Source organism: Rhodoflexus caldus, from assembly GCF_021206925.1.
Taxonomy (GTDB): domain Bacteria; phylum Bacteroidota; class Bacteroidia; order Cytophagales; family Thermoflexibacteraceae; genus Rhodoflexus; species Rhodoflexus caldus.
The window spans coordinates 1-24,121 of record NZ_JAJPRF010000010.1; the positions used below are offsets into that span (position 1 = coordinate 1).

General features: G+C 47.9%; 10 protein-coding genes. 6 read left to right on the forward strand and 4 right to left on the reverse strand.

Annotation, left to right across the window (positions count from 1 at the left end; translation table 11 throughout):
• The coding region (locus NDK19_RS11340; RefSeq protein ID WP_250632002.1) for a hypothetical protein at positions 1–225 on the forward strand (225 nt) is incomplete at its 5' end.
• On the opposite strand, the gene NDK19_RS11345 is transcribed toward NDK19_RS11340, so the two are convergent.
• The 4 genes from NDK19_RS11345 to NDK19_RS11360 all read right to left on the reverse strand — a co-directional run bounded on the left by NDK19_RS11345 (position 226) and on the right by NDK19_RS11360 (position 4,965).
• Positions 226–1,188 (reverse strand): alpha/beta fold hydrolase, encoded by a 963-nt coding sequence (locus NDK19_RS11345; protein WP_250632003.1) that lies wholly within the window; start codon positions 1,186–1,188, stop codon positions 226–228. It lies immediately after the preceding gene.
• Between the two features lie 2 nt (positions 1,189–1,190).
• Positions 1,191–2,072, reverse strand: a complete 882-nt coding sequence (locus NDK19_RS11350) for an alpha/beta fold hydrolase (protein WP_250632004.1) — start codon at positions 2,070–2,072, stop codon at positions 1,191–1,193.
• 89 nt (positions 2,073–2,161) lie between these two features.
• Positions 2,162–2,977 carry an energy transducer TonB gene (locus tag NDK19_RS11355; protein ID WP_250632005.1) on the reverse strand — a complete coding sequence of 272 codons (816 nt, stop codon included), beginning with the start codon at positions 2,975–2,977 and terminating at the stop codon, positions 2,162–2,164.
• An 83-nt stretch (positions 2,978–3,060) separates the two neighbouring features.
• Positions 3,061–4,965, reverse strand: coding sequence for a T9SS type B sorting domain-containing protein (locus NDK19_RS11360; RefSeq protein ID WP_250632006.1), 1,905 nt, complete (start codon positions 4,963–4,965; stop codon positions 3,061–3,063).
• Between the two features lie 174 nt (positions 4,966–5,139).
• Between NDK19_RS11360 and gcvP the strand changes: the two genes are divergently transcribed.
• From gcvP to NDK19_RS11385, 5 genes are all read left to right on the forward strand, one after another.
• Positions 5,140–8,037, forward strand: coding sequence for an aminomethyl-transferring glycine dehydrogenase (gene gcvP, locus NDK19_RS11365; RefSeq protein WP_250632007.1), 2,898 nt, complete (start codon positions 5,140–5,142; stop codon positions 8,035–8,037).
• Between the two features lie 598 nt (positions 8,038–8,635).
• Positions 8,636–19,288, forward strand: a complete 10,653-nt coding sequence (locus NDK19_RS11370) for a beta strand repeat-containing protein (RefSeq protein ID WP_250632008.1) — start codon at positions 8,636–8,638, stop codon at positions 19,286–19,288.
• 217 nt (positions 19,289–19,505) lie between these two features.
• Positions 19,506–22,322 (forward strand): carbamoyl-phosphate synthase large subunit, encoded by a 2,817-nt coding sequence (carB, locus tag NDK19_RS11375; RefSeq protein ID WP_250632009.1) that lies wholly within the window; start codon positions 19,506–19,508, stop codon positions 22,320–22,322.
• A 174-nt stretch (positions 22,323–22,496) separates the two neighbouring features.
• Positions 22,497–23,324: a DNA-methyltransferase gene (locus NDK19_RS11380; protein WP_250632010.1), complete on the forward strand. Its 828-nt coding sequence runs from the start codon at positions 22,497–22,499 to the stop codon at positions 23,322–23,324.
• Positions 23,324–24,103, forward strand: a complete 780-nt coding sequence (locus tag NDK19_RS11385) for a PmeII family type II restriction endonuclease (protein WP_250632011.1) — start codon at positions 23,324–23,326, stop codon at positions 24,101–24,103. Before NDK19_RS11380 ends, NDK19_RS11385 begins: the two co-directional genes overlap by 1 nt.
• Positions 24,104–24,121: the final 18 nt, after the last annotated feature.

Sequence of the window (24,121 nt, forward strand, 5' to 3'; positions counted from 1 at the left end):
TTCGGGACTTTTGCCCGGTCGCTGCTTAAAGACTACTTTGCCCATGCACTTATATACTGCTTGCAAAGCAAAGATAATCAATTAATTAGAGGCTATCCAGACTTTTTGGACAGCCTCTTTATTTTTTTAGGGATACATCAGCACACGGCTTTTGGAGATAAATTTGCACAGACCTGCCTAATCCGCCTGAATCCGTATTCCCCAAAAAAATCTGCTGTAAATTGATTACTTAATTTCTGTCAAAAATTTTTTCACCGCCTCAACGGTTATGGTTGGGTTTTCTTCCATAGGTACATGCCCCAGCCCTTTGAATATAACAAGCGTATCGTTTGGTAAGTCGCGGTGGAATTTGTAGGCGCACTCAACGGGAATCAGCAAATCGCGGTCGCCCCACATAATCAGCGTTGGCATGTTTAATTTTTTCACTAACAGTGTATCGGTAGGTTTACTCATGCTGCTCATTCTATCAACAAAAGCGCGGCGGTTGCCCGGGTGCAGGCTCAGTTCATAATAGCGGTCAATTACTTCATCGGTAACTAAGGAAGGGTCGCCGTAAACATTGGCTACACTTTTTTCAATGACCGAACGCGGCAGTACATAGCGGACAAGGTCTTTTACTACGGGCACGGTTGCCAGCCTGAAAGCTACGGGCGATTCTCTGCGGGTAGTTTTGCTTGCCGGATAGCCGCCAGCATCTACCAGAATCAAAGCAGCTACACGGTTGGGGTGTTGCAAGGCATAATTCCATGCAATGCTTCCACCAAGCGAATTACCGCCCAAAATACATTTATCAATGCGGAGTTGATTTAAAAAATCATTGAGGAAAGACACATAGGCAGCCATGGAATAATCACCTTTGGGATGAGGCCCTGTGAGCCCGTAGGCCGGTAAGTCTAAACGCACCACCCGACGATTGGCTGCAAGCATTGTCGCCCAACCATCCCATGTGTGCAGGCTTGCACCCGTTCCATGCAACAATACAATGGGCGTAGTGTCTTGCGCATTCCCTTCGGTGCGGTAGTGCACTTCCATGCCCTGTACTTCAACAAAGGCTGAAGGCGGCTGTGCATATTTTTGTCGCAGCGTTTCTTTGGGCAAGTCGTTTTTCCAAAACCACGCCAGCAACAGCAAGATAAGAACTGCCAATCCGCCAATCAGACGGAGAAGCCATTTCAGAAGTGTTTTCATTGTCAGAGAAGAAATGATTGTTCGTGGAAAAATTCTGCCATGCGCATACCGACTTCCGACGGCATTTCTGCCTGAATAAAGTGTCCGGCATCTAAACTTACCAACTCAAAAGATTGAAAACATTGTTCTGCACCTTTCAGGTAGTCGGCTATAATGACAATATCGCGGCTGCCGTGGATATAGAGGCAGTCCATGGGAATAATCGTGCGCGATTCCATAAGTTGCTGCCAGCGCGGCAGGTCGTGGGCGTACATTGTGCGGTAGTAGTTCGAGCTTGTGGCGGCTGTTCCCGGGATTTTGAAAGTACGCACATATTCTTGCAACACATCTTCAGGGAAAGGTTGGCGATGTGCCAGCCGCAAAAAGTGTCGCAGCCAGATTTCTTCATTGCCCGTAATCATGGCTTCGGGTAGTTGGGGCTGCTGCATGAAGGATTGATACCAGTAAAAAGTCATGCCTTTTTCCTTGATGGCCTCGCGGGCGGCATTGTTGCCGATGGCATTGTTGATGATATTAATGTTCATCAAGCAGAGGGCTGCCACACGTTCGGGGGCTGCCAGTGCGACTTCTTGTGCTATTACGCCTCCCCAATCGTGCCCTGCAAGGAAAAAATTATCAACGTTAAGTGCGTCCGCAATGGCAAGTACATCCTGTGCAAGGTTTTCTTTGCTGTAAGCCGAAAGTTCCATAGTGCGCTCCGATTCGCCCATTCCGCGCAGGTCGGGGCGTATGACGCGGTAGGTGCTGAGTTGAGGCAACAGGGCTTCCCACGTGTAAGAAGTTTCCGGCCATCCATGTAAAAGTATAACGACAGGCTTATCAGGTTCGTTTGTATCCCGCACGAAGAAATGGCCTCTTGGTGTCAGTAAGAGTTGATTGTTCATACAGTTGTTTCATTTTCATGGAGAGCAAGGATATAAAAAAAGCGCCGATGAAACAATAACATCGGCGCTTTGCATAAAGAAGGCTTAAATTATCCCAATTTGAAAACAATCGGAAGTACGATACGCTGCTTCACGGGGCGGCCGCGCTGCTTGCCGGGCTTCCATTTGGGTGCATTTTCGAGTACGCGAACGGCTTCTTCGTCGCAACCTGCGCCAATGCCTTTTACGGCTTTAACGTCGGTGATGCTGCCGTCTTTTTCTACAACGAACTGTACAAATACTTTACCTTCCACACCCATACGACGAGCTTGTGCAGGGTATTTGAGGTTTTTACTAACATACTTGAGGAAGGCTTCCATACCGCCAATAGGCTCGGCACCTTCTTCTACGATAGTGAAAATTTCTTCCACTTCCTCCTCTTTTACGGGAGCCGCTTCAACAACTTTCACTACTTCTTGCTTTTGAACAACGGTGTTTTGGTTCACCTCTACGTTCAAATCCACTTCCAAATCCTGCTTGATGTCCTCTTCATCGGGAACTTCCACGATTTCAGGGGCAACGATTTTAGGTGGTGGAGGTGGTTTTTGCTCGGTAGGAGGGATTTCCATTACTTCTTCCGCTACGTCCTGCAATGTACCAAGGCTTGCAACCTTAGCTTCATCGTAGGTTTTCCACTCAAAAGCGGTCAAAATGATACCAAGGCTGATAGCCATGCCGATGGTGAAAATCGGGCCGGCGTAAGATTTGTGGATGTCCACATCTTCATACTTCTTGGTGATGCCATCATGCACAATATTGGAGGTGATAATTTCCCGCCTGTTATTGTCCATGATTCTGTTGAACAAGAATATCAATCCCGCAATGAGCGCGGCGATTAATACTCCGATAATGAGTACTACAGACATGTTTTTTCGGTGTTAAACAGTAAATAATAGCCTTCAATCCCAAAACTAAGGTTCTGCCGAAGAAGTTCCAAATTTTTTTTGGACTATTTTGTAATCAGCAGCATGGCTTTTTGCTCTATTTTCCTGCCGGTTTTGTCTTCTGCCTGAATTACAAGGGCATAGGTTCCGGTGGGTACCGTAACGCCTTTGTAGGTGCCGTCCCATCGCTCGTCGGGGTTTTCGGAGTAGTAAATCAGTTCGCCCCAGCGGTTGAAAATTTGGAGATGAAACTTGTCTATGAATCGGGCAGTTACACCGAAGGTGTCGTTCAGGCCGTCGCTATTGGGGCTGAAGGCCGTAGGATAGGTGAGGATTGCATTAATGCGCAGTCGTACAATATTGGTGTATAATGCCACAACGCCCCCTCGCGTATTGACCAACGCAATCAGGCGAAAACGCAGCACTTGGTCGCTGAAATTGCTGACGGGCAGGAACATGGAAGTGCGTGAGGTAGGGCGAAAAATATTAACGGTTCTGTCGTTTTCGTCCAACTGTTCAATAATATAGTTTACCGTGCCATAGCCGAGCAGTTCCTGCCAGTTGAATAAAACGCTGTCGCCGCTGATTTTTCCGTTGAGAACGGTGGTACAGAAAAGCTCTGTCCAAGGGGCTTGATTGCCGCAATTATCTACATAGGACAATTGGTAACAATAAGCATCGCCGGCAGTAAACACGTTGTTGTCTATGTAGGGCGGGCTGGTTTGATTGAGGGTGATTTGTTGTGTCGGTTGCCCGGGCGCAATTTTGCGCAACAGTACGCTTGCTATACGGGTGCGTTCGGGCTGTCGCCAGGTAATCAACACCTGTTCGTTGGCAACCGTAGCCAGTGTTTCAGTAAACCTTTTCGGGTCGGAGTCGCGGCTGGTAGTAATGCAGACCTCCTGCGATACCGACAAGGCTGCGCCATTGTAGTAACGGGCTTCTAAGCGATAGCAATATTGCGTGCCGCAGGTGATGTCGCGGTCTTCAAATTGCAAGGTGTTTTGTCCTGTCCACTCACCAATTTTCACGCCGTTTCTGAACAGCGTGTAAGAGGTAAAGCCTACGTGCAGCGGTGCACTCCAATTGATGCGGTTCAGTTCGCGCAGCGGCGTTACCCGCACCGTATGTGTACCCAAGAGGTTAAAATAATTGACCGGCGTATTAGGTGTGCAGGGATTGACGGCTTCTATGGCATAAGTGTAGCGGTCAAAAGCTGAAGTAATATCCGGAGAAGTAAAGGAAGTGCTGCCTGCTGCCAGATTAAAGGTTTTAACGCTGTTGTCTGACGAATTAACCTGCCGCAGCCTGTAATTGAACCCTGCCGGCAGTGTATAATTGACGCGGGCGCGCCCATCGGGCAGTACGGTTACGGCACTGAGCGTAGGTGCGGGTATTTGTGTTACCACATTGACGCGTTGCGAAGCGCTTCCGCAAGTAATATTTTGCCCTGTAATGCCTTTAACGGTTATGTTGAAGCTACCCTCCGCGCTGTAACTGTGTTGTTTTGTATCGCCGCCTTTGGCGTTGGTTGTTGCGCCGTCGCCCCATTCAATTTCATAATCAGGGAAAACCGTATCGGTAATTTCTACGCTGACGCTCCGATTGCTGCAAGTACTTACGCGGAAAGTAGGATTGCGCGGTTCAATAACAGTCAGCTCGATGGGTTGCGAAATATTGCCGCCGGAACCAAGCGTGTTTAATCCTTGCCTGATGAGGTATTTACCCGGACGAGTGAACGTGAAACTTTTATCGAGCCGCAGTTGCCCGTCGCCGTAGTCATAAACCACAAGATTGGGAGGCGCACCCGAGCAGTCGGTTGGTGTAACGGTAGCAGGGGCACAAACAACTGTTGCAGGTAGTCGGAAGCAAGGCTGCACACCTGTTTGCGCATAAGCAACTGCCGATAACCATAGGCAGCCTGCTGAGGCGGCTGCCGCTAATAACAAACGCTGATAGATTTTTTGCATGAGTGATGGTATCATTCAGGAAGTAACGGGTGCGGCAAAAGCAGTCGCCTCCCGCAACTTACAGCCTTTTGCAAAAATAGTGCACATCATTTATCGGGCGGGTAAAACAAAAATGCTTCATAGCAAATTATTAAATGTAACGTAATTTTGTGAAGTCCTTCTTTACCACTTTTCATGAAACTCAATTTACAACACAAAGAGTCGTTCAGCAGTCGTCATATTGGACCCGATGCGGCACAAATCGAGAGTATGCTGCGTGTGATTAAAGCACCTTCGGTAGATGCTTTGATAAATGAAACCATTCCCGGAGGCATTCGCAGCCGTAAGGCAATGAATTTGCCGCAGCCGCAAACCGAGGCAGAGTTTCTGGCATCGTTCAAAGAGATTGCCTCCAAAAACCGCATTTTCAAATCGTTTATCGGTTTGGGGTATCATCCTTGCATCACTCCTAATGTGATTTTGCGGAATATTTTGGAAAATCCGGCATGGTACACGGCTTACACGCCCTATCAGGCCGAAATTGCACAGGGGCGTTTGGAGATGCTGCTCAATTTCCAAACCATGGTGATTGACCTGACAGGCATGGAAATAGCCAATGCGTCATTGCTGGATGAGGCTACGGCAGCAGCAGAGGCCATGGCATTGCTCCATGCGGTTCGCCCCAAAGAAAAGAAAGATGCGCATAAATTTTTTGTGTCCGACAATTGTCTGCCGCAAACCATTGATGTGTTGAAAACCCGTGCGTATCCGCTGGGTATTGAGTTGGTGATTGGCGACCATTCTACTTACGATATTACCGACCCGCTGCTGTTTGGGGTTTTGTTGCAATACCCGGGTGCAAACGGCAAGGTAGAAGACTATACCGACTTCATCACCGCCTTGCACGAGCAGCATGTGAACGTTGCCGTTGCAGCCGATTTAATGGCGCTCACGCTGCTGAAATCCCCGGGCGAAATGGGTGCTGATGTGGTTGTGGGCTCTGCCCAACGCTTTGGCGTACCTATGGGCTACGGCGGCCCTCATGCGGCCTTCTTTGCTACGAAAGAAGAATACAAGCGCCAGATTCCGGGACGCATCATCGGGGTTTCCAAAGATGCCAACGGTAAAGTTGCCTACCGCATGGCGCTGCAAACCCGCGAGCAGCACATCCGCCGCGAAAAAGCCACCTCCAATATTTGTACCGCGCAAGTATTGCTGGCCGTTATGTCGGCAGCTTATGCGATTTACCATGGCCCCGAAGGTCTGAAAGCAATTGCAACCCGTATTCATGGGCTGACCGTACTGCTTGCCGATGCGCTTCGCTCCATTGGTTTTCAGGTGAAGCATGACCAGTTTTTTGATACGCTGCAAATTACCAGTACCCCCGGCTTTACGGAGAGCATTCGGGAGTTTGCCGAAAAACTGCACATCAATTTGCAGTACGACTTAGCACCGCCTCATATCGGTATTTCCTTGAATGAGACGACTACCATAGAAGACGTTGCCGACCTGATTCGCATTTTCTCGGGCTCTCGCGATTTAAGCTATATCTACGACATTGAGAGTAAGCAAGACGAAATGTATTCGCCCATAAGGCCCGAATTGCTGCGCCATACGCCTTACCTGACCCATCCGGTGTTTAATACGTACCACTCGGAGCATGAGATGTTGCGCTATCTGAAAATGCTGGAAAACAAGGACTTATCGTTGGTGCACTCCATGATTCCGCTGGGTTCATGCACCATGAAGTTGAACGCTACGGCTGAAATGATACCCGTAACATGGCCCGAAATGGGCAGCCTGCACCCGTTTGCGCCCGTAGAGCAAGCACAGGGCTATGCGCAAATCTTTAAAGACCTTGAAAAGTGGCTGTGCGAAGTAACAGGCTTTGATGCAGTTTCTTTGCAGCCCAATTCAGGTGCACAGGGCGAGTATGCCGGTCTGATGGTGATTCGCGCTTATCACCACGACAGGGGCGACTATCACCGCAACGTAGCCCTCATCCCAACTTCGGCACATGGAACAAACCCTGCCAGCGCCGTAATGGCCGGTATGAAAGTGGTGCTGGTGAAGTGCGATGAAAACGGCAACATTGACGTAGAAGACTTGAAAGAAAAGGCAGCGGCACACAGCAAGGAACTTGCCTGCCTGATGGTTACGTATCCTTCTACGCACGGTGTGTTTGAAGAAGAAATTAAGCAAATTTGCGATATTATTCACCGCAATGGCGGACAGGTTTATATGGATGGAGCTAACATGAACGCACAGGTAGGCCTGACAAGCCCTGCCAATATTGGTGCGGACGTTTGCCACCTGAACCTCCACAAAACATTCTGCATTCCACACGGCGGCGGCGGTCCCGGCATGGGGCCTATTGGTGTGGCAAAACATTTAGCACCTTACCTGCCCGGTCATGTATTTGTAAAAACAGGTGGGGAAAAAGCCATTACCGCAGTTTCAGCCGCACCTTTTGGCAGTGCCAGCATTTTGGCTATATCCTACGCCTATATTGCCATGATGGGCGCGGAAGGCATCACTCGTTCAACAGAAATTGCCATTCTGAATGCTAACTATATCAAAGACCGTTTGGCAGAGCACTATCCTATCTTGTATCTGGGCAAAAACGGTCGCTGTGCACATGAAATGATTATTGATTGCCGTCCGTTTAAGCAGGCAGGCGTAGAAGTGGAAGACATAGCCAAGCGCTTAATGGATTATGGTTTCCACGCTCCTACGGTATCTTTCCCTGTGGCAGGCACAATGATGATAGAGCCGACAGAAAGTGAAACACAGGAAGAACTTGACCGTTTCTGTGATGCGATGATAGCCATTCGTGCCGAGATTGCTGAAATAGAATCGGGCAAAGCCGACCGCACCAATAACGTGTTGCACCACGCACCGCATACGGCGGAAGTTATCATGTCCGACAGTTGGGACAGACCTTATTCACGTGAAAAAGCCGCCTATCCGCTGCCGTATATCCGCACGGCGAAATTCTGGCCGTCAGTCAGCCGTATAGACAATGCCTTTGGCGACAGAAACTTGGTATGCAGTTGCTTGCCTGTTGAAATGTATGAAACGCAGGCGGTATAAACCATTCACAGAATAAGCGCAACGTCGGTTGAACTATTTTTCAACCGACGTTATTTTTTTGTTTCTATTACTGTATTTGATTGCAAAGTTTTAAGATTAGGCAGTTTTGATGTTATTCTAATTATTGTCCTGCTAATCAATTAGTTGTAAAAAGAGGCTTGTTTTGGTTGCCCATTGGTGGTGCAAATGCCTTCATGCGGCATAGAGCTATGTACTGAATCCTGTTTAAAAAACCCTTTTTAAATAAAATCCGGTGCTTTATTTGATTTTTACAACCTTTTCAAACTTTGTATGAAAGCGTAAAGTTTACATGCTTTTTTCGCGTTTAACAATGCATATGCGCTTTTTTAGCTTGAAAAAGAGCTTTTTTACAGGCATAATACAGTGTGTGATTTGATTGTAAAAACCAATTTTTTGCTAAAAAAGCGAATTTTACTTTTTTAAAGTACATATGTTTTTAAAACACCAATAATGCCTCTCTATCAGTATATCTGATTGCATATTTTTACGTTAGTATTGTACAGGAAAACTCCTTAGGTAACACACTTTAGTTTACTTGCCACTACTTGCTATTGACTATACCATTACTGCTCATACCATGAAAAGTACAGCACTTTCAAGTATGCTGTTATTTGCCGTTTTATTTCTGGCAAATCAAATATCAGCCGCTGATTATTATTGGGTTCATCCGGGCACTGCATCAGCCAATTGGGGCGATGCGGCCAACTGGCGCACCACTTCGGGAGGGGGAACTGCTCATGCTACGCCGCCCACCGCAGCAGACAATGTGTTTTTTGATGCCAATTCATTTGCGGTAGCAGGCAGAACCGTTGTTGTAAACGTAGCCGCTGTTTGTGCCAATATGGTGTGGACAGGTGCAACCAATGCCCCTACGTTTGCTATCAACAATCCGCTTACTATCCATGGTAATCTGACCTTTATTACGGGCATGACGGTAAGCGGTACAGGAGTAGTAACATTTACCGGGGCTAACCCGCAAACGATTACAATGGCAGGCCGAACTTTTGGCGGCGATGTGTTTTGGACAAAAGACACCGGCTCAACTGCTACACTTGCCGATGCCTTTGCCACCAACGGAGCGTTTATTTTGCAACAAGACGGTGATTTTGCCAGTGCCAGCCAAAACATTACCTGCCAGCGTTTTGAGATGGTAAATGTAGGCACGGCCAATATGGGTACGAGTACCATTAATATTACCGGTGCTTCCAATACGCCGCCAAGCCTTGATTTATCAGGCGGCGGCACTATTACCCTTGCAACGGCTACCTTGAATTTCAGTAATACAACGGGAGGAACAACCACCCGACTTGTATTGGGCGACAATGCCCGCAATAATGGCAATATCGCCATTGCAGGGGCTGCCGCTTTGAAAAATGTTATCATGGAAGGTTCTGAAAACCACCAGATAGTGGCTTTGAATATTGGCAGCAATGTGAATTTCTCTCAAAGTACTCCCGGATTTAATTATACTTATAACAGCATTACCGTAGCAGCATCTACTGTAGCCGGTGCAGGTGTAAATTTTGAATCAACGACTGCCGTAACAGGCACTACTACCGTTGGCAACCTCAATGCCGTTACTTTCAAAGGAGGAAATACCTCTCTGACGGGTGCTGTTTCTTTCGGGAACGGTAACACGGTGTCTTTTCAAAATACGGGTACGGTTGTTTTTGGTAATACCGCTACATTGACTGCCACCGCAGCAACTACGCCACCATCTACGCTAACTTTTGCCAATACGGTTACTAACGTAACGCATACGGGAACTGTAACGCTGGGCGGTGTTGCGGGAAGTACGATTCAGTACAATAACACAGGAACGGTAACTTTTTCAGGGCAAACCAATCTGACCGGTGCCAATGCGCCGAACTTTAACACATTGACTTTTGCCAATAGCGTAACCAATGTTACTCATAATCAGGTGGTAAATTATGGTGCCAGAGCCAATGTAACGTACAATAATACGGGTAATGTGGCTTTTAATAATAACCTGATAGGTGGTAACTCCAATACCGTACAGTTTAATAATGCAGGTACAGTAACCGTAACAGGTACAACGAATTTTGCCAGTGGTGCCGTACCTGCCACATCAGTTACTTTTGCCGCCACAGTTACTAACGTAACGCATACAGGTGCTGCAACCTTTGGAGGAACCGCAGGTAGCACTGTGCAATACAGCAATACAGGTTCAGTATTATTTAGTGGTAATACTACCCTGACCAGTGCTAATGCGCCTAACTCTAATAATCTGACTTTTGCGAATAGCGTAACTACGGTTTCTCACAGAGGCAACGTATCATTCAACAACCGCGCGCTTGTCAATTACAATAACAGTGGCATTGTTCAGGTGAGAACAACGGCACCCACATCAGGTATCAATTTTAATGCAGGAGCAAATACCCAAGTTAATTTAAACAATACGAATAACTTCATTGTCTCAGGCAACGTTGATTTTGGCACAGGCAGCGTCCTTACTTGCAACAATACGGGCAATGTAGACTTTGGCGACAGCGATGCTGCTGTTGAAACTTTCCGTTTACAGGCTACTTCAACCTTAAATGTAAATGCCACTGTTCAAAATGTGCGATTCTGGGGCAATATTATTGGTGCAGGGGACAACAACACCACATTTAACTTTCAGCAAATCGGTGATTTGCAAATTGACCAAGATGTGTTAGTGGGTAATACAGTGTCGTTTACTACCAATGCCAGTGTGAAAAATGTATCCATCGGAAGAGATGTAACTTTCGGTACGGATGCAACTTTCACCATGAACAATAACGGTGCTTTTACCATTGGTCAGAATACTACTTTCGGCAATAATGCCAATATCAATTTTGGAGGAACTGTTACCAATGCGGTGCTTTCCAGTAATTTGAGTTTAGGAAGCAACAACAAAGCAACGTTTGGCAATGCAGGAAATGTTGAAATCTATGGAGACGTAACTTACAATGGCGGCGGTAGCAATATTCAATACAACAATGGCGGCACGGTTGATTTCGGCGGAACAGTAACAGGTACGGGTATTACGGGCACGCTTGCCGTAACTTTTGCCAACGGTGGCAGCACGGCCTATAACGACGCAGTAACTCTTACTACCGCTGCCGGCCCGGGAAACAGCATCACATATCTTTTTGCCGGCAGCCAAACAGCCAATATCAGTGCCGATTTTACGGCTACCGGAGCTTGCGACAACTTAATTACTCTGGGCAGAACAGGTTCGGGCAGTGCGCTACTTAACCTGACCGCCGTTCCACCGCATCGCAACTGGGTGCGTGTGAGTGTGTCAAATATTGATGCCTCTTCAATTGCCAACAATATCCGTGCTTATGCCTACACCGATGGCGGCGGCAACAGCGGCATTGACTTTAAAAACAACAGTACCTCAGCTAACCGCACGCTCTACTGGGTAGCAGGTGACCCTGCCCGAACAGCTACTACTAACACGCTTTGGAGCAATGCCAACAACTGGTCGTTTGAGCCGGATGAATTTATTCCTGCCGTATGTATCCCGACGGTGGCCGATTCGGTGGTATTCGGGCATCACGATATTTCATTTTCGCCTGCCCGTGCAACGGTAGATGTGGACGGCAACTATGCCGTAGCAGGTATGCGCTGGTCTGCTACCGACGTAACACCTGCTAATCCGATTTTGCGCAGTATAGGCGGAACTACCCGCGCGCTGACCATCGCCGGTGCATTTGACTGTTACCGCGCAGCCGGTGCGGTTACTTTCCAGAATGAAAGTGCGGCCAATCGCTTGAACTTTACCTTTACGGGAGCAAGAAGAACACCTGCCAACGGTTGGAACGAAATTAGGAGCGGCGGAGTGAATTTCCCTCGCGAAGTAGTGTTCAACGGCAACGCCAATAACACTCGCTGGCGGTTAATTGACAATTTCAGTGCGCGCATAGATGCAGGGGCAAACCCTGTTAATAACGGTTCAGTGTATTTGCAGCGCGGCGTATTTGATACCAACGGACAGAATTTAATATTGGGTAGATTTAATGCTAACCGTTTTGGCAGCACCGGAGCACCTTATGTCAATACAGACTTTACGTCTCCGCGCGAACTAATTATCAGCGGTAATTCGCGTTGGACAATACAAGGACGTACCGGAGGCATTACAGCCGGCTCTGTACCGGACAATCCGGCAATGGACTTGCGCGGCAACGGGTTTGTATTCAATACGCCTTCTCCTGCGTCCTACTGGTATTTCTCAGGTGCTAATAATGACAGCACTGCCAATACAGAAGGCCAGTGGGTAGAAATTAACTTAGCAAGGAGTGCCAACGTGGCGCGTGAAGTACCCAATATCGGGGTAGGCTATCGCCATACAGACATTGATTTTCATGTAGATAACCAACTTACCCCTTTCTATTTCCGTGAGCTGCGTTTAAGCAATACCCCCGCACCTCCGAACCGCCAGATATACATCCAAACATGGAATGATAACTCTCCGCAGTTAATTTTCAAGGGTTTGGTAGATTTTGGCAACAATACCAACGTAAACCCCAATAATAATGTCGGTACGGTTATCAGGGGGCCGCATCTCCCCCCTGCCGATGCGGCGTGGAGCAATATCAGCCGTTTTGAAAAACAGGTGATTATCGGCAATAATTCGCAAGTGCCTTTCTGGGGCAACTACCGCTTTGATGGCCCCATTACCGTTGGCGAACTTTCCCGTGTGTGGTTTTCCAGAAATAACGGAGGGGAGTTAACTGCTCCTTTGGGTAACCGCTATCGCTTTAACGATAATGTTACTTTGGGTAAGGCCTCTATTGCTTACTTCTACGGCAGAATAGAGTGGCCGATAGCCGGTAAAACGCTTTCCATTGGCGAAGATGCATTGGCTTATGTAGGCGATGTACCTTCTACCATTACCTTCCCGACAGAATATGGCAATAACACTTGGCAAAATATAGTGCTGGGGCATCAGGGCAGGCTTATATTAAACAACGGTGAAGGAGGCGGTGTAAACGTAGAAAATAACATCATTGCAAACCTTACTTTTGGCGAGTTCTCGGTAGTAGAACTAAATACGGAAGTGAACTTAACCAACGGTTCTTCCAATCCGCAGACCCGCATTACGGGAACGATGTCGGCCAGTTTCAGCGGTGCATGTTCAAGCTGGGCAACCCTGCGGTCAATAGTGGACGGCAAGCAAGCCGACCTGATTGTGAACAGTGCCCAGACAATCAATGCGCTGGTAGTAAAAGATGTAAAAGTGGTAGAAAATGTGCCGGGCATAGATTTGACCGTTAATGCAGGTGCTGATGCGGGTAATAACTCGGGGACAAGCAGCTTGCTATTCACGGGTGCACGCTTAGGGCGCAACTTCTACTGGGTAGGCGGTACAAATAAAAACAAAACGCTGAATACCTTCCGCAAAATCAGTGATACCAACTACGATGGCATACCTGATGACAACGGCGACAATGTGCTGTGGAGCAATCCTGCCAACTGGTATTCGGAAGATGGTACGCTGCCGCGCCGCACTACCTTGACTGCTGCCATGATTGCGGCAGACAACCAGTGTATTCCGACCATTATTGACAACGTTTACTTCTTAGACGACTCATTCAAAGGAGGCAATAACACGGGTAGTATTTTCCAAAATCGCCGCAACGTGCTGGTAGATATTCCGCAGGCACAGGCACGCAATTTTGAGTGGTACATCACCGCCGCTGCTTTTACTCCTTCAGGCAACACGGGTGCAGGTTTTATAGCCAACTGCACTGTCTGCGGTGGCCCCGCCCGATTCACAAACGAACAACAGCCCATTCTGCCTACTACCGAAATACAGATTGCCGGTAATTTGCGCTGGGTTGCGCCTGGTGGTACACTCAGTACAGATGTATTACCGATATCAGAAACTGTGCTTCGCAACGATTTTATTGCCCGTTTCAGTTTTATTGGTAGTGGTACGCCACAATCAGGCCCGGGTACAGGCCCAACCGTCCACACCATAGAGTCTAACGGTCAGCGTTTTGCAGGCGAAGTATTGTTTGACAACCGTTACAGCACTTGGACACCCATAGACCCGATGGATTTAAACAGCCATCGTCATCAAACGTCATACCCCGTTCCACCTGCAACCGTACCGGGAGCTGCAACACCGTGGTCGCGTGCCAGCATTATTATCAATCAGGGGGCTTTGGATATGGGCAGTGCTGCTTACAAAGCAGGTACTCCACGCAGAATTAATTTGGAAGGCGATTGGACAATCAGCGCGCTGTTTGAGCATGCGCATTTTGACGCATCCACCAGTGAGGTAGTATTTGACGGCTCGGCAAATGGGGCAGCCAATGCCAATAATGCCAACATTATCATGAACGAAAATATTCGCATACCTGCACCTGCTCAACCCGTCAATAGCCCTACCAATGACCCCAACAGAGATTACGACCCTACTCGTCGTCGTTTTTATGACTTAACCATTAATAAGCGCCAAAACGACTGGGACGTGCGCGTATTAAACTCTCCCGTGTCAGTATTGCGCAACATCTACGTGCAACAAGGTCGCTTGTGGGACAATGACGAAGGCGGTTCTGTTCCCATGCAGATTAAAGGCAAAATCAGCGGTACAGGTACTTTCCGCATGGATGGAGGCACTACGTTGAATCTGGGCAGCAGCACGTGGGCGGGAGTAAACAATCGGTACGGCGCACCTGCCTACAATTGGGGAACAGAATTCCCTGCGGCGGTCAATGGTTATCCGACCACCTTCCCGTTGGGTTACACAAAAGCCGATATTACGTTGGCAGCTACCAGCAACGTGCGATACTGGCAAAATGGTCATCAGAATGTTTCTATTGTGCCCGATTATGGCAATATTGAGTTTTTTGGCCATACAGCTCCGACAGACTTCGGAACTAACTGGGATAATCTGCGCAAGCGCCATCTGATGCGGGAAAATGTTACAGGCAATGTAAACTATGCAGGCGGCAACCACTCGCCCGGTGCAGCATCTGTGCCTGTATTTACACCAACCAATGGCGGTACTTTGACCGTACAAGGCAATTGGGCACAAAACGGTGGCATTGATTTTCTTGATAACGGCAATCAGATTAACCTGACAGGCGCTAACCCTACATTCACCGTAGGCGCGTGGGCAATTCTGACCTTAGGTTCCGGCTTAGACGCGTTGTCTCTGGATGCTTTGAACAGAACGGTGCCTTTGGTAAACCATGCAACTACTTTCCCTACGGGCACGCCAACACTTGTGCTTGATGACAACAGTATTGTGAATTACAATGCTGGGGCAGACCAAACAGTCAAAGGATTAAATGGCGGTGGAAATGCTGACTATGGTCATTTGTTGATAGCCAACCGCGACCGCTCAACTGCTGCGCCACTGCCTTCATTGGTTCGCAAAACGCTGGATGCAGCGGTCAATGTGCGCGGTCAGTTACGTATATATCCCAATGCACATCTGATGGATAATGGCAATCAGATTACAATGACGGCAGGAGGCAGATTGCACATGTACCGCGTATTGCCCGCTGTGAACAACGGAACTGTGGCAGCTAATATCAACGGTCTTTTGGACTTATACGATTTACGTACACTGCCTACAAACAATGGCGTTACTACCGGAAGCCATTTTACAATGATAAACAGCGAAAGCCGCTTAACGTTGGGCAACGCCACTACTGCTACGACTTTCCCTGCGAACGTGCCCAACACCAATGTGTTTTTACAGGGGCGTACAACTATTGTTTACAATGCAGGCATACCGCAAAATATCCGCACCTTTACCGATGCTTCGGATAGTACCCGCATCTATTCCAATTTGGTACTGGTAAACCCCGCTGCGAGTGCTACGGCTCCCATCAATAAAACTGCCGTACAAGAAACAGATTCCGGTGCTGCTGCACAGGCAGCTAATGCGGCAGGTGATGCTACCGTCAATTTTCAAATGAAAGGCGATTTGATTATCGCGCCCAATAACAGCTTTGTGGACAATGGTTATCAGGTACGCGATGCAAAGAACGTGAATAACGAAGGCCTTTTCCGTATGCCGGTACTGAAAGCTACTGCCGATGCGATTACGCCTACGGGCGGGCGCACCACGCTGGCAGGCGGCAGTAATACCACGGGTGTCAATGGGGTGAGCCGCATTATACTGGGCACAGCTACAATTGCCACGCAGTTTCCTGCTAATTTTGTTGATGCAGAGATTAACTTTGAAATAGCTCCCGCCAGTGGCCTTTATGGCAATGTGGTGTATAACAGCGGCCGCCGCCAGACTATTAGAGCGTTAAATGACAATACAGGGGGAAGTGTTCGCACCTATGCCAACCTGACGCTGACCAATCCAAGCGATGTTCCCAATGGCCCTGTACCAAAAACTTCAGGCGGTTCATTCCGTGTGCGGGGTACTATTACCATCAATCCCAATAATAACCTGCGATTGGTCAATGGGCATGTGATTACACCAACGGTAGTATCTTCCAGTGTGCCGCGCCTGCACATGTTTTCAGCAGTGGCCACAGCGACAAGCGGTACAGCCATCGCCCACAACGACCAGAACATCGGCGGCGCGGGCGCGGTCAATGGGCCTGCCATTTTTACGCTTGGCAACAGAGATAATGGGAATGGAATTTTCCCTGTATTCCCTGCCTACAATGCCACGCACTTGTTTTTAGAGCAGGGTACTACCATTGCCTATAACTTTAGCAATAATGCAAGCACGGTGGCCTCACCTGCCAACCAGAACGTACAGGCATTGGGCAACGCCGCCGATGCGCAGGCAACGTATGCCAACTTGTGGCTGACCGCGCCGCAGACTGTCGCGAATCGTCCGAACGAAGTGGTTTCCAAAACCATAGTAGCAGGTACAGTAACAGGTGGTGGTGCTACGGGCTTTACGCAAAACCGTGTGCGCGGCTCATTGGTAATAGCGCCACTGGTCAATCTGGTAGATGGAGGCATCCAAATCAACGGCACAGGCAGCGCGGCGCAGGACTTCCGTATGTTTGCCACTACTGCCTCAACTATTGCTTATATGAACACCGCGGCGGCTCACGGGCTTCCATCCTTGCCTGCCAGCTATGCACCTACTGCCGTGTTTGAATCCATTGCCTATGGCACTGGCAGTATCTTATACGGGGCAGGCAGCGCACCCACAGCAGCCTCCGACGGTGCATCGGCGCTGACCTTGGGCAATCCGACCACGGCTACCCTGTTCCCAACCTTTACGGGCGCGAATGGTTTTGTAGATGCAAACATCCAGATGGACGCGGATACCTATGTGCGCTACAATGCGGGCGTTGCTCAAACCATCCGCGGTTTGTTTGGTGCAACCTTAGGCGCATTGAACAACTATGCTAATGTTGAATTGGTGAATCCTGCGGCAACGGGCACGGCAGTAAAAACCCTGAATGGCGACATGCGCATCCGCGGCAATCTGATGGTAGGTGGCAGAGTAGCAGGGAACCGCTTTTTGACAACTATCAACTACGCATCTTTTGGACAGCCCAATGAACTCGCGACGGCTAATAACAACATCAATATTCAGGGCAATTGGATAGTATTCAGCACCGGCAATCGCAATACGCTGAACAGTACTTTTGATTTTTCGGGAACGGCGAACACCATCAATAACCTGTTTACTGTCGGAACAGGCACTGTAACGTTTGAAGGTGGTAATCGTGCACAGATATTAGCCTCCGGTAGCGTGGTGAGCGGTACGGGTACAGGCTTTACGCAAACCGTGTCTAACCGATTCCATAATGTAGTGATAAATAAAGGCACGGCAGGCTCAGTTAATGGCCGCACAGTATATCTGCGCGAAGACCCCATGCTCATCCAACAAACCGCAACCTTTACCAACGGTTTCTTCTGGAGCAATGCCGACGGGACAGAAAACAGCGGCACGCCAAACCGTCAGGACGATGACAACCAAATTACCTTCCTGAACAATCCGGGGGTGATACAGGTACTGGGGCCGGGCACTTTTGCAGGCGCGCAAGGGCCTCATAACAACAGCTATGTGGTAGGGGCGGTTCGCAAAATCGGTACGTCGGCCACGGCAGCCAGCGCGGTAGGCGGTGCCAATACCTTTGACTTCCCGATAGGTCACACTCCGTTTGTAACAGGTGCACTGCCCGATACATGGTTGGGCAGAGGCTACTACTACGCTCCATCGGGCGTGTTAGACCTGACCGCCAATCACGATTTTGTAGGGCGTTACTACGGCACCAATGCGAATTTGGCAGGAACGACGATTCCGGCAGGCATCCGTCCGCAGGACTTGACCAATGCGGGTGCAGGCAGCCACTACCCGACCAATGTGAAGCAGCCATCGCTCCGCTTTATCAATGAGAGTGAGTTCTGGACAATTGATTACAGCAACAAAACAGGCCCTGCCACGCCATCAGGTCTTGCATTCCGTGCGAAATTGAGTTGGGACAGCAGCCCGAACCGCACGGCCGTGAATACAAGTTTCTCCTCTGCACCGCTGAAAGTGGCGCACTGGACAAACAAAGGCAGCGGCCTGATGTGGTACGATGAAGGCCGTTCGGCAGCCTTGGGCACAGAGGCAGACGGCAGAGGAGTGCAGGTGTCGCTCTCCACTACCTACAACGGGCCGTTCAACAATGCCGACGATGCAGTCTCCATCCTGCCGATAGAATTGGTGAGCTTCAAGGCACGTGCGGTAGATGCGGAAGGCGACCTTGGAAAAGTGGAAATCACTTGGCAGACGGCATGGGAGCGCGATAACGACTACTTTGAGGTAGAAAAGAGCCGCGACGGCGTAAACTTCCAAAGCATCGCCCGCGTATTACCCAAAGGCAACAACGGCTTCAGCAACAGTATCCAAAACTACGTACACTACGACGAGCAGCCGTGGTTGGGCAAAAACTATTACCGCTTGAAGCAGGTAGATTTTGACGGCACGACGACCTATTCAAAAATAGAAGTAGTCATTTTTGAGCGGAGCGCACTTGCACCGACGGCAGGTAAAATGGAAGTTTACCCCAATCCGTTTGCAAGCAACAGCCAAAGCCTGAAAGTAGTACTTCCTGCGGGTGGCGTAGGGGCAGGCTGGTTAGTGCTTTGGGACATGGCAGGCCGTGAGATGTACCGCGAGCGGATAGAAGAAGGGCAGACTCAGTTGGAAATCATTCCCGAAGAAACACAGGGCAAACTGACCAACGGGGCGTACATCATCCGCGCTATTGGCAGGGATAAAGCCTTTACTGCCAAAGTGGTGGTGGAGTAAATCAATTCTCTTGCTTGTAAACTCCTGTCGGGTTGCCAAAGCCTGACAGGAGTTTTGTTTTTGCGGACTTCAACAAAATTTAATCTGCCAAACCGCACAAACCACCCGATTATGGTTTAATTTCGCCCAATTTTTGGGCTTGTATCAGCAGCGCCTGTTTTTCCTGCCCGAGAAAGTTCCTTTTCATCCATTTTTCCAAGTAAAAATCTGATTTGAGATGCCGAAAAATCAAGACATCAAATCCGTGCTCATTATCGGTAGTGGGCCTATTGTCATCGGACAGGCTTGCGAATTTGACTACTCCGGTTCGCAGGCAGCACGCTCGCTGCGTGAAGAGGGAATCGAGGTTACGCTGATTAACTCTAACCCGGCGACCATCATGACCGACCCGGTTACAGCCGACAATGTGTATTTGATGCCCTTAGAAAAAAAATCCATTGTCAAAATTCTTGAAAAGCACAAAATTGATGCAGTATTGCCCACAATGGGCGGACAAACTGCCCTCAATTTGGCTATTGAATGCGATAAGGCAGGTATCTGGAAAAAATACGGCGTGAAAATTATTGGCGTAGATATCAACGCCATCAACACTACCGAAGACCGCGAACTGTTCCGTAAAAAAATGCTGGAACTCAATGTGAATGTCTGCAAAGGCCGAACCGCAAAGTCGTTTTTGGAGGGCAAGGAAATTGCACAGGAAATCGGCTTTCCGCTGGTAATTCGTCCGTCTTTTACATTAGGCGGCTCGGGTGGTGGTTTTGTAAACAGCCCCGAAGAATTTGACAAAGCCCTGCAACACGGTTTGCAAACTTCGCCTGTTCATGAGGTGCTGGTAGAGCAAAGTATTCTTGGCTGGCGCGAGTATGAGTTAGAACTTCTCCGCGATAACAACCAGAACATCATCATCATCTGTTCTATCGAGAACTTTGACCCAATGGGCATACACACGGGCGACTCCATCACCGTTGCCCCTGCCATGACGCTGCCCGATACGGTCTATCAGCAAATGCGCGACTTGGCCATCAAAATGATGAACGGCATCGGTCAGTTTGCCGGAGGCTGTAACGTGCAGTTTGCCGTGAACCCTGTGGACGATACCATTGTAGCCATTGAAATTAACCCGCGTGTGAGCCGCTCCTCTGCGCTGGCTTCCAAAGCAACAGGCTACCCGATTGCCAAAATTGCCGCCAAGCTCGCCATCGGCTACAATTTGGATGAGCTCATCAACCCGATTACCAAGACCACCTCTGCATACTTTGAACCTGCGCTGGACTACGTCATCGTAAAAATCCCGCGCTGGAACTTTGATAAATTCCGTGGCGCCAACACCGAGCTTGGCCTGCAAATGAAGTCCGTAGGCGAGGCCATGGGCATCGGCAGAAACTTTCAGGAAGCACTGCAAAAAGCCTGTCAGTCGTTGGAAATCCGCCGCAATGGCTTAGGTGCCGACGGAAAGGAACTCACCGACCAAGAGGCTATTCTGAAAAGCCTCGAGCATCCGAGCTGGAATCGCTTGTTCCATATCTACGATGCCTTTAAAATGGGTATCGCCTTCAAAACCATTCAAAAGCTGACCAAAATTGACCGCTGGTTCCTGAGTCAAATTGAAGAGTTGGTACTGCTGGAAAAAGAAATACAGAAATATACGCTGGAAACCTTGCCGCGCCACCTTTTGCTTTCAGCTAAACAAAAAGGCTACTCCGACCGCCAGTTGGGGCATATTTTGAGATGTTTGGAAAGCGAAGTGCGGGCGCATCGCAAAGCGCTGAATATCAATCGCGTATATAAGTGCGTAGATACTTGTGCCGCTGAATTTGAGGCCAAAACGCCGTATTATTACAGCACTTTTGAAGAGGGCGAAAACGAATCGGTTGCTTCCGACCGCAAGAAAATCATCGTGCTGGGTTCAGGGCCTAACCGCATCGGGCAGGGTATTGAGTTTGACTACTCTTGCGTGCACGGCGTGTTGGCTGCCCGCGAGGAAGGCTACGAAACCATCATGATGAACTGTAACCCCGAAACGGTTTCCACAGACCCCGATATTTCCGACAAACTCTATTTTGAGCCGGTTTTCTGGGAGCATCTGATTGACCTGATTGAGCACGAAAAACCCGAAGGCGTAATTGTGCAGTTGGGTGGTCAAACTGCGCTTAAATTAGCCGAAAAACTGCACCGCTACGGCATCAAAATCATCGGAACGGACTTTGAAAGCCTCGATTTGGCCGAAGACCGCGGCAAGTTTTCCGATTTGCTGAAAGCACACAAAATTCCTTACCCTGCCTACGGCGTAATTGAAGATGCCGACCAAGCCTCCGACCTTGCCAAGGAGTTAGGCTATCCGCTGTTGGTGCGCCCCAGCTACGTATTGGGCGGGCAGAGCATGAAAATTGTTATCAACGACCAAGAGTTAGAGCAACACGTAGTTAATATTTTGAACCAAGACCCCGACAATCGCGTACTGCTCGACCACTTCTTAGACGGCGCCATTGAAGCCGAAGCCGATGCCATTTGCGACGGCGAAGATGTGTACATCATTGGCATCATGGAGCACATTGAGCCTGCGGGCATCCACTCGGGCGATTCCAACGCCGTGCTGCCGCCGTTCAACCTCGGCGACTTGGTGATGAAGCAAATCCGCGACCATACGCGCACCATTGCGTTGGCACTGAAAACCGTCGGACTGATTAATATTCAGTTTGCCATTAAAAATGACATTGTGTATGTGATTGAGGCCAACCCGCGTGCCAGCCGCACCGTGCCGTTCATCTGCAAAGCCTACCGCGAGCCTTACGTGAACTATGCAACCAAGGTGATGCTGGGAACGAAAAAAATCAAAGATTTTACGTTCAATCCGCACCGCGAAGGTTATGCGATCAAAATTCCGGTATTCTCATTCAATAAGTTCCCGGGTGTAAACAAGGAGTTAGGCCCTGAAATGAAGTCCACGGGAGAGGCCATTTACTTCATTGAGGATTTGGACGACGATAAATTCCTACAACTCTACGCCGAGCGAAATTTATATTTGAGCCGATAGGTAATAAGTACATTACATAAGCACACGGATCAGGGCGGATTTCGCCGATAAACAAGGATTGAAATTCAAAAAATCCGTGTGCCTAAAAGAATTGTTCAAGTGCTATACCTGCTTAAATCCAAAATTCAAAAAATGGATTAATTTTACACTTAAAGTGAGGATATCAACTAAAAAATGGTAGAGATAAGAACTGAAATACTCTTGGGCGACTGTAAAGACGTGCTAAAACAAATTCCCGATAACAGCATAGACCTTATTTTTACTTCTCCGCCTTATGCCGACCAACGCAAAAATACTTACGGTGGGATTACTCCTAATGAGTATGTTGATTGGTTTTTGCCGATTGCCCAAGAACTTTTGCGCGTGCTGAAACCGACAGGAACTTTTATTTTGAACATCAAAGAAAAAGTAGTGGAAGGTGAAAGAAGTACCTACGTAATGGAATTAATTTTGGCACTTCGTAAACAAGGTTGGTTTTGGACAGAAGAATTTATTTGGCACAAAAAAAATTCATATCCTGGTAAATGGTCAAACCGTTTTCGGGATAGTTGGGAAAGGCTTTTGCAGTTCAATAAGGACAAAAAATTTAATATGTACCAAGACGCAGTAAAAGTACCGATTGGTGATTGGGCAAAAGGTCGTTTGAAAAATCTAAGCGAAACTGATAAAATTCGCGATAATGCGAAAAATGGCAGTGGTTTTGGTAAAAATATTTCTAATTGGGTAGGCAAGGAAACTGTTTATCCAACCAATGTACTGTATTTTGCGACAGAGTGCCAAAATAAGAATCACCCTGCGGCATTTCCTGAAAATTTGCCCGAATGGTTTATTAAACTTTTCACGAAAGAAGGTGATATGGTGCTTGACCCTTTCGCGGGTTCAGGAACTACGCTAACGGTTGCACAAAGAATGAAACGCAACTCAATAGGTATAGAAATTTTGCCTGAATATCACGAAATGATGTTGAAAGAAATTGAAACCGTTAAACACTTCTTGTTCTGATGCCAACTTTAAATCTAAAAGACGTTACTGAATATGTTGAACAAAATATAGGAACTTTTCACGCCAAACGATTAGAAAAACTTAAAAAGTTGAATTTCAGGGAAGTTTTGAAACGCAAAAACCCCTATTTGTTTAAGGCTAAAAACATCTTGACTGCACAAGATTTAGTCAAAAATTTACTTGATGCTTACCTACAATCGCAAGAAGAAACTCTATTTGGCGACTTTTTGGAAGGTGTGGCTATTTTCGTTTGCCAAAAAGTATTTGGCGGTGTGAAATCACGAGTTTTGGAAGGCATTGATTTAGAGTTTCCTAAAAACGGAAATTACTATATCATTGAAATCAAGTCGGGTCCGAATTGGGGCAATAGTAGCCAAATCAAAAAGATGAAGGACAACTTTAAAAATGCTGAAAAGGCTTTGCTAAAACAGAACAAAAACTTGAAAGTTGTTGCCATAAACGGTTGTTGTTACGGTATTGAAAATCAAGCTAACAAAGACGGTTATCAGAAAATTTGCGGACAAGAATTTTGGCAACTCATTTCAGACAGCGACACACTTTATACAGACATTATTGAGCCACTTGGACATCAAGCCAAAGAGAAAAACGAAGAATTTTTGAAGGCTTACGCCAAAGTTGTCAATCAATTTACTTTGAAATTTGCTCAAGATTTTTGTGATGAAGGCGTGATAAATTGGCAAAAAATTGTGGAGTTCAACTCAAAAAGAAAACCGAAAGTAGCGAAAACGACGAAGCCACAAGCAAAGAAAAACAAGTAAAAAGAAGTAATAATGCCT

Coding starts and splice junctions, on each gene's coding strand:
- carB (WP_250632009.1), top strand. CDS start 19,506: ATGCCGAAAAATCAAGACATCAAATCCGTGCTCATTATCGGTAGTGGG.
- NDK19_RS11345 (WP_250632003.1), bottom strand. CDS start 1,188: ATGAAAACACTTCTGAAATGGCTTCTCCGTCTGATTGGCGGATTGGCA.
- NDK19_RS11360 (WP_250632006.1), bottom strand. CDS start 4,965: ATGCAAAAAATCTATCAGCGTTTGTTATTAGCGGCAGCCGCCTCAGCA.
- NDK19_RS11380 (WP_250632010.1), top strand. CDS start 22,497: ATGGTAGAGATAAGAACTGAAATACTCTTGGGCGACTGTAAAGACGTG.
- gcvP (WP_250632007.1), top strand. CDS start 5,140: ATGAAACTCAATTTACAACACAAAGAGTCGTTCAGCAGTCGTCATATT.
- NDK19_RS11385 (WP_250632011.1), top strand. CDS start 23,324: ATGCCAACTTTAAATCTAAAAGACGTTACTGAATATGTTGAACAAAAT.
- NDK19_RS11355 (WP_250632005.1), bottom strand. CDS start 2,977: ATGTCTGTAGTACTCATTATCGGAGTATTAATCGCCGCGCTCATTGCG.
- NDK19_RS11370 (WP_250632008.1), top strand. CDS start 8,636: ATGAAAAGTACAGCACTTTCAAGTATGCTGTTATTTGCCGTTTTATTT.
- NDK19_RS11350 (WP_250632004.1), bottom strand. CDS start 2,072: ATGAACAATCAACTCTTACTGACACCAAGAGGCCATTTCTTCGTGCGG.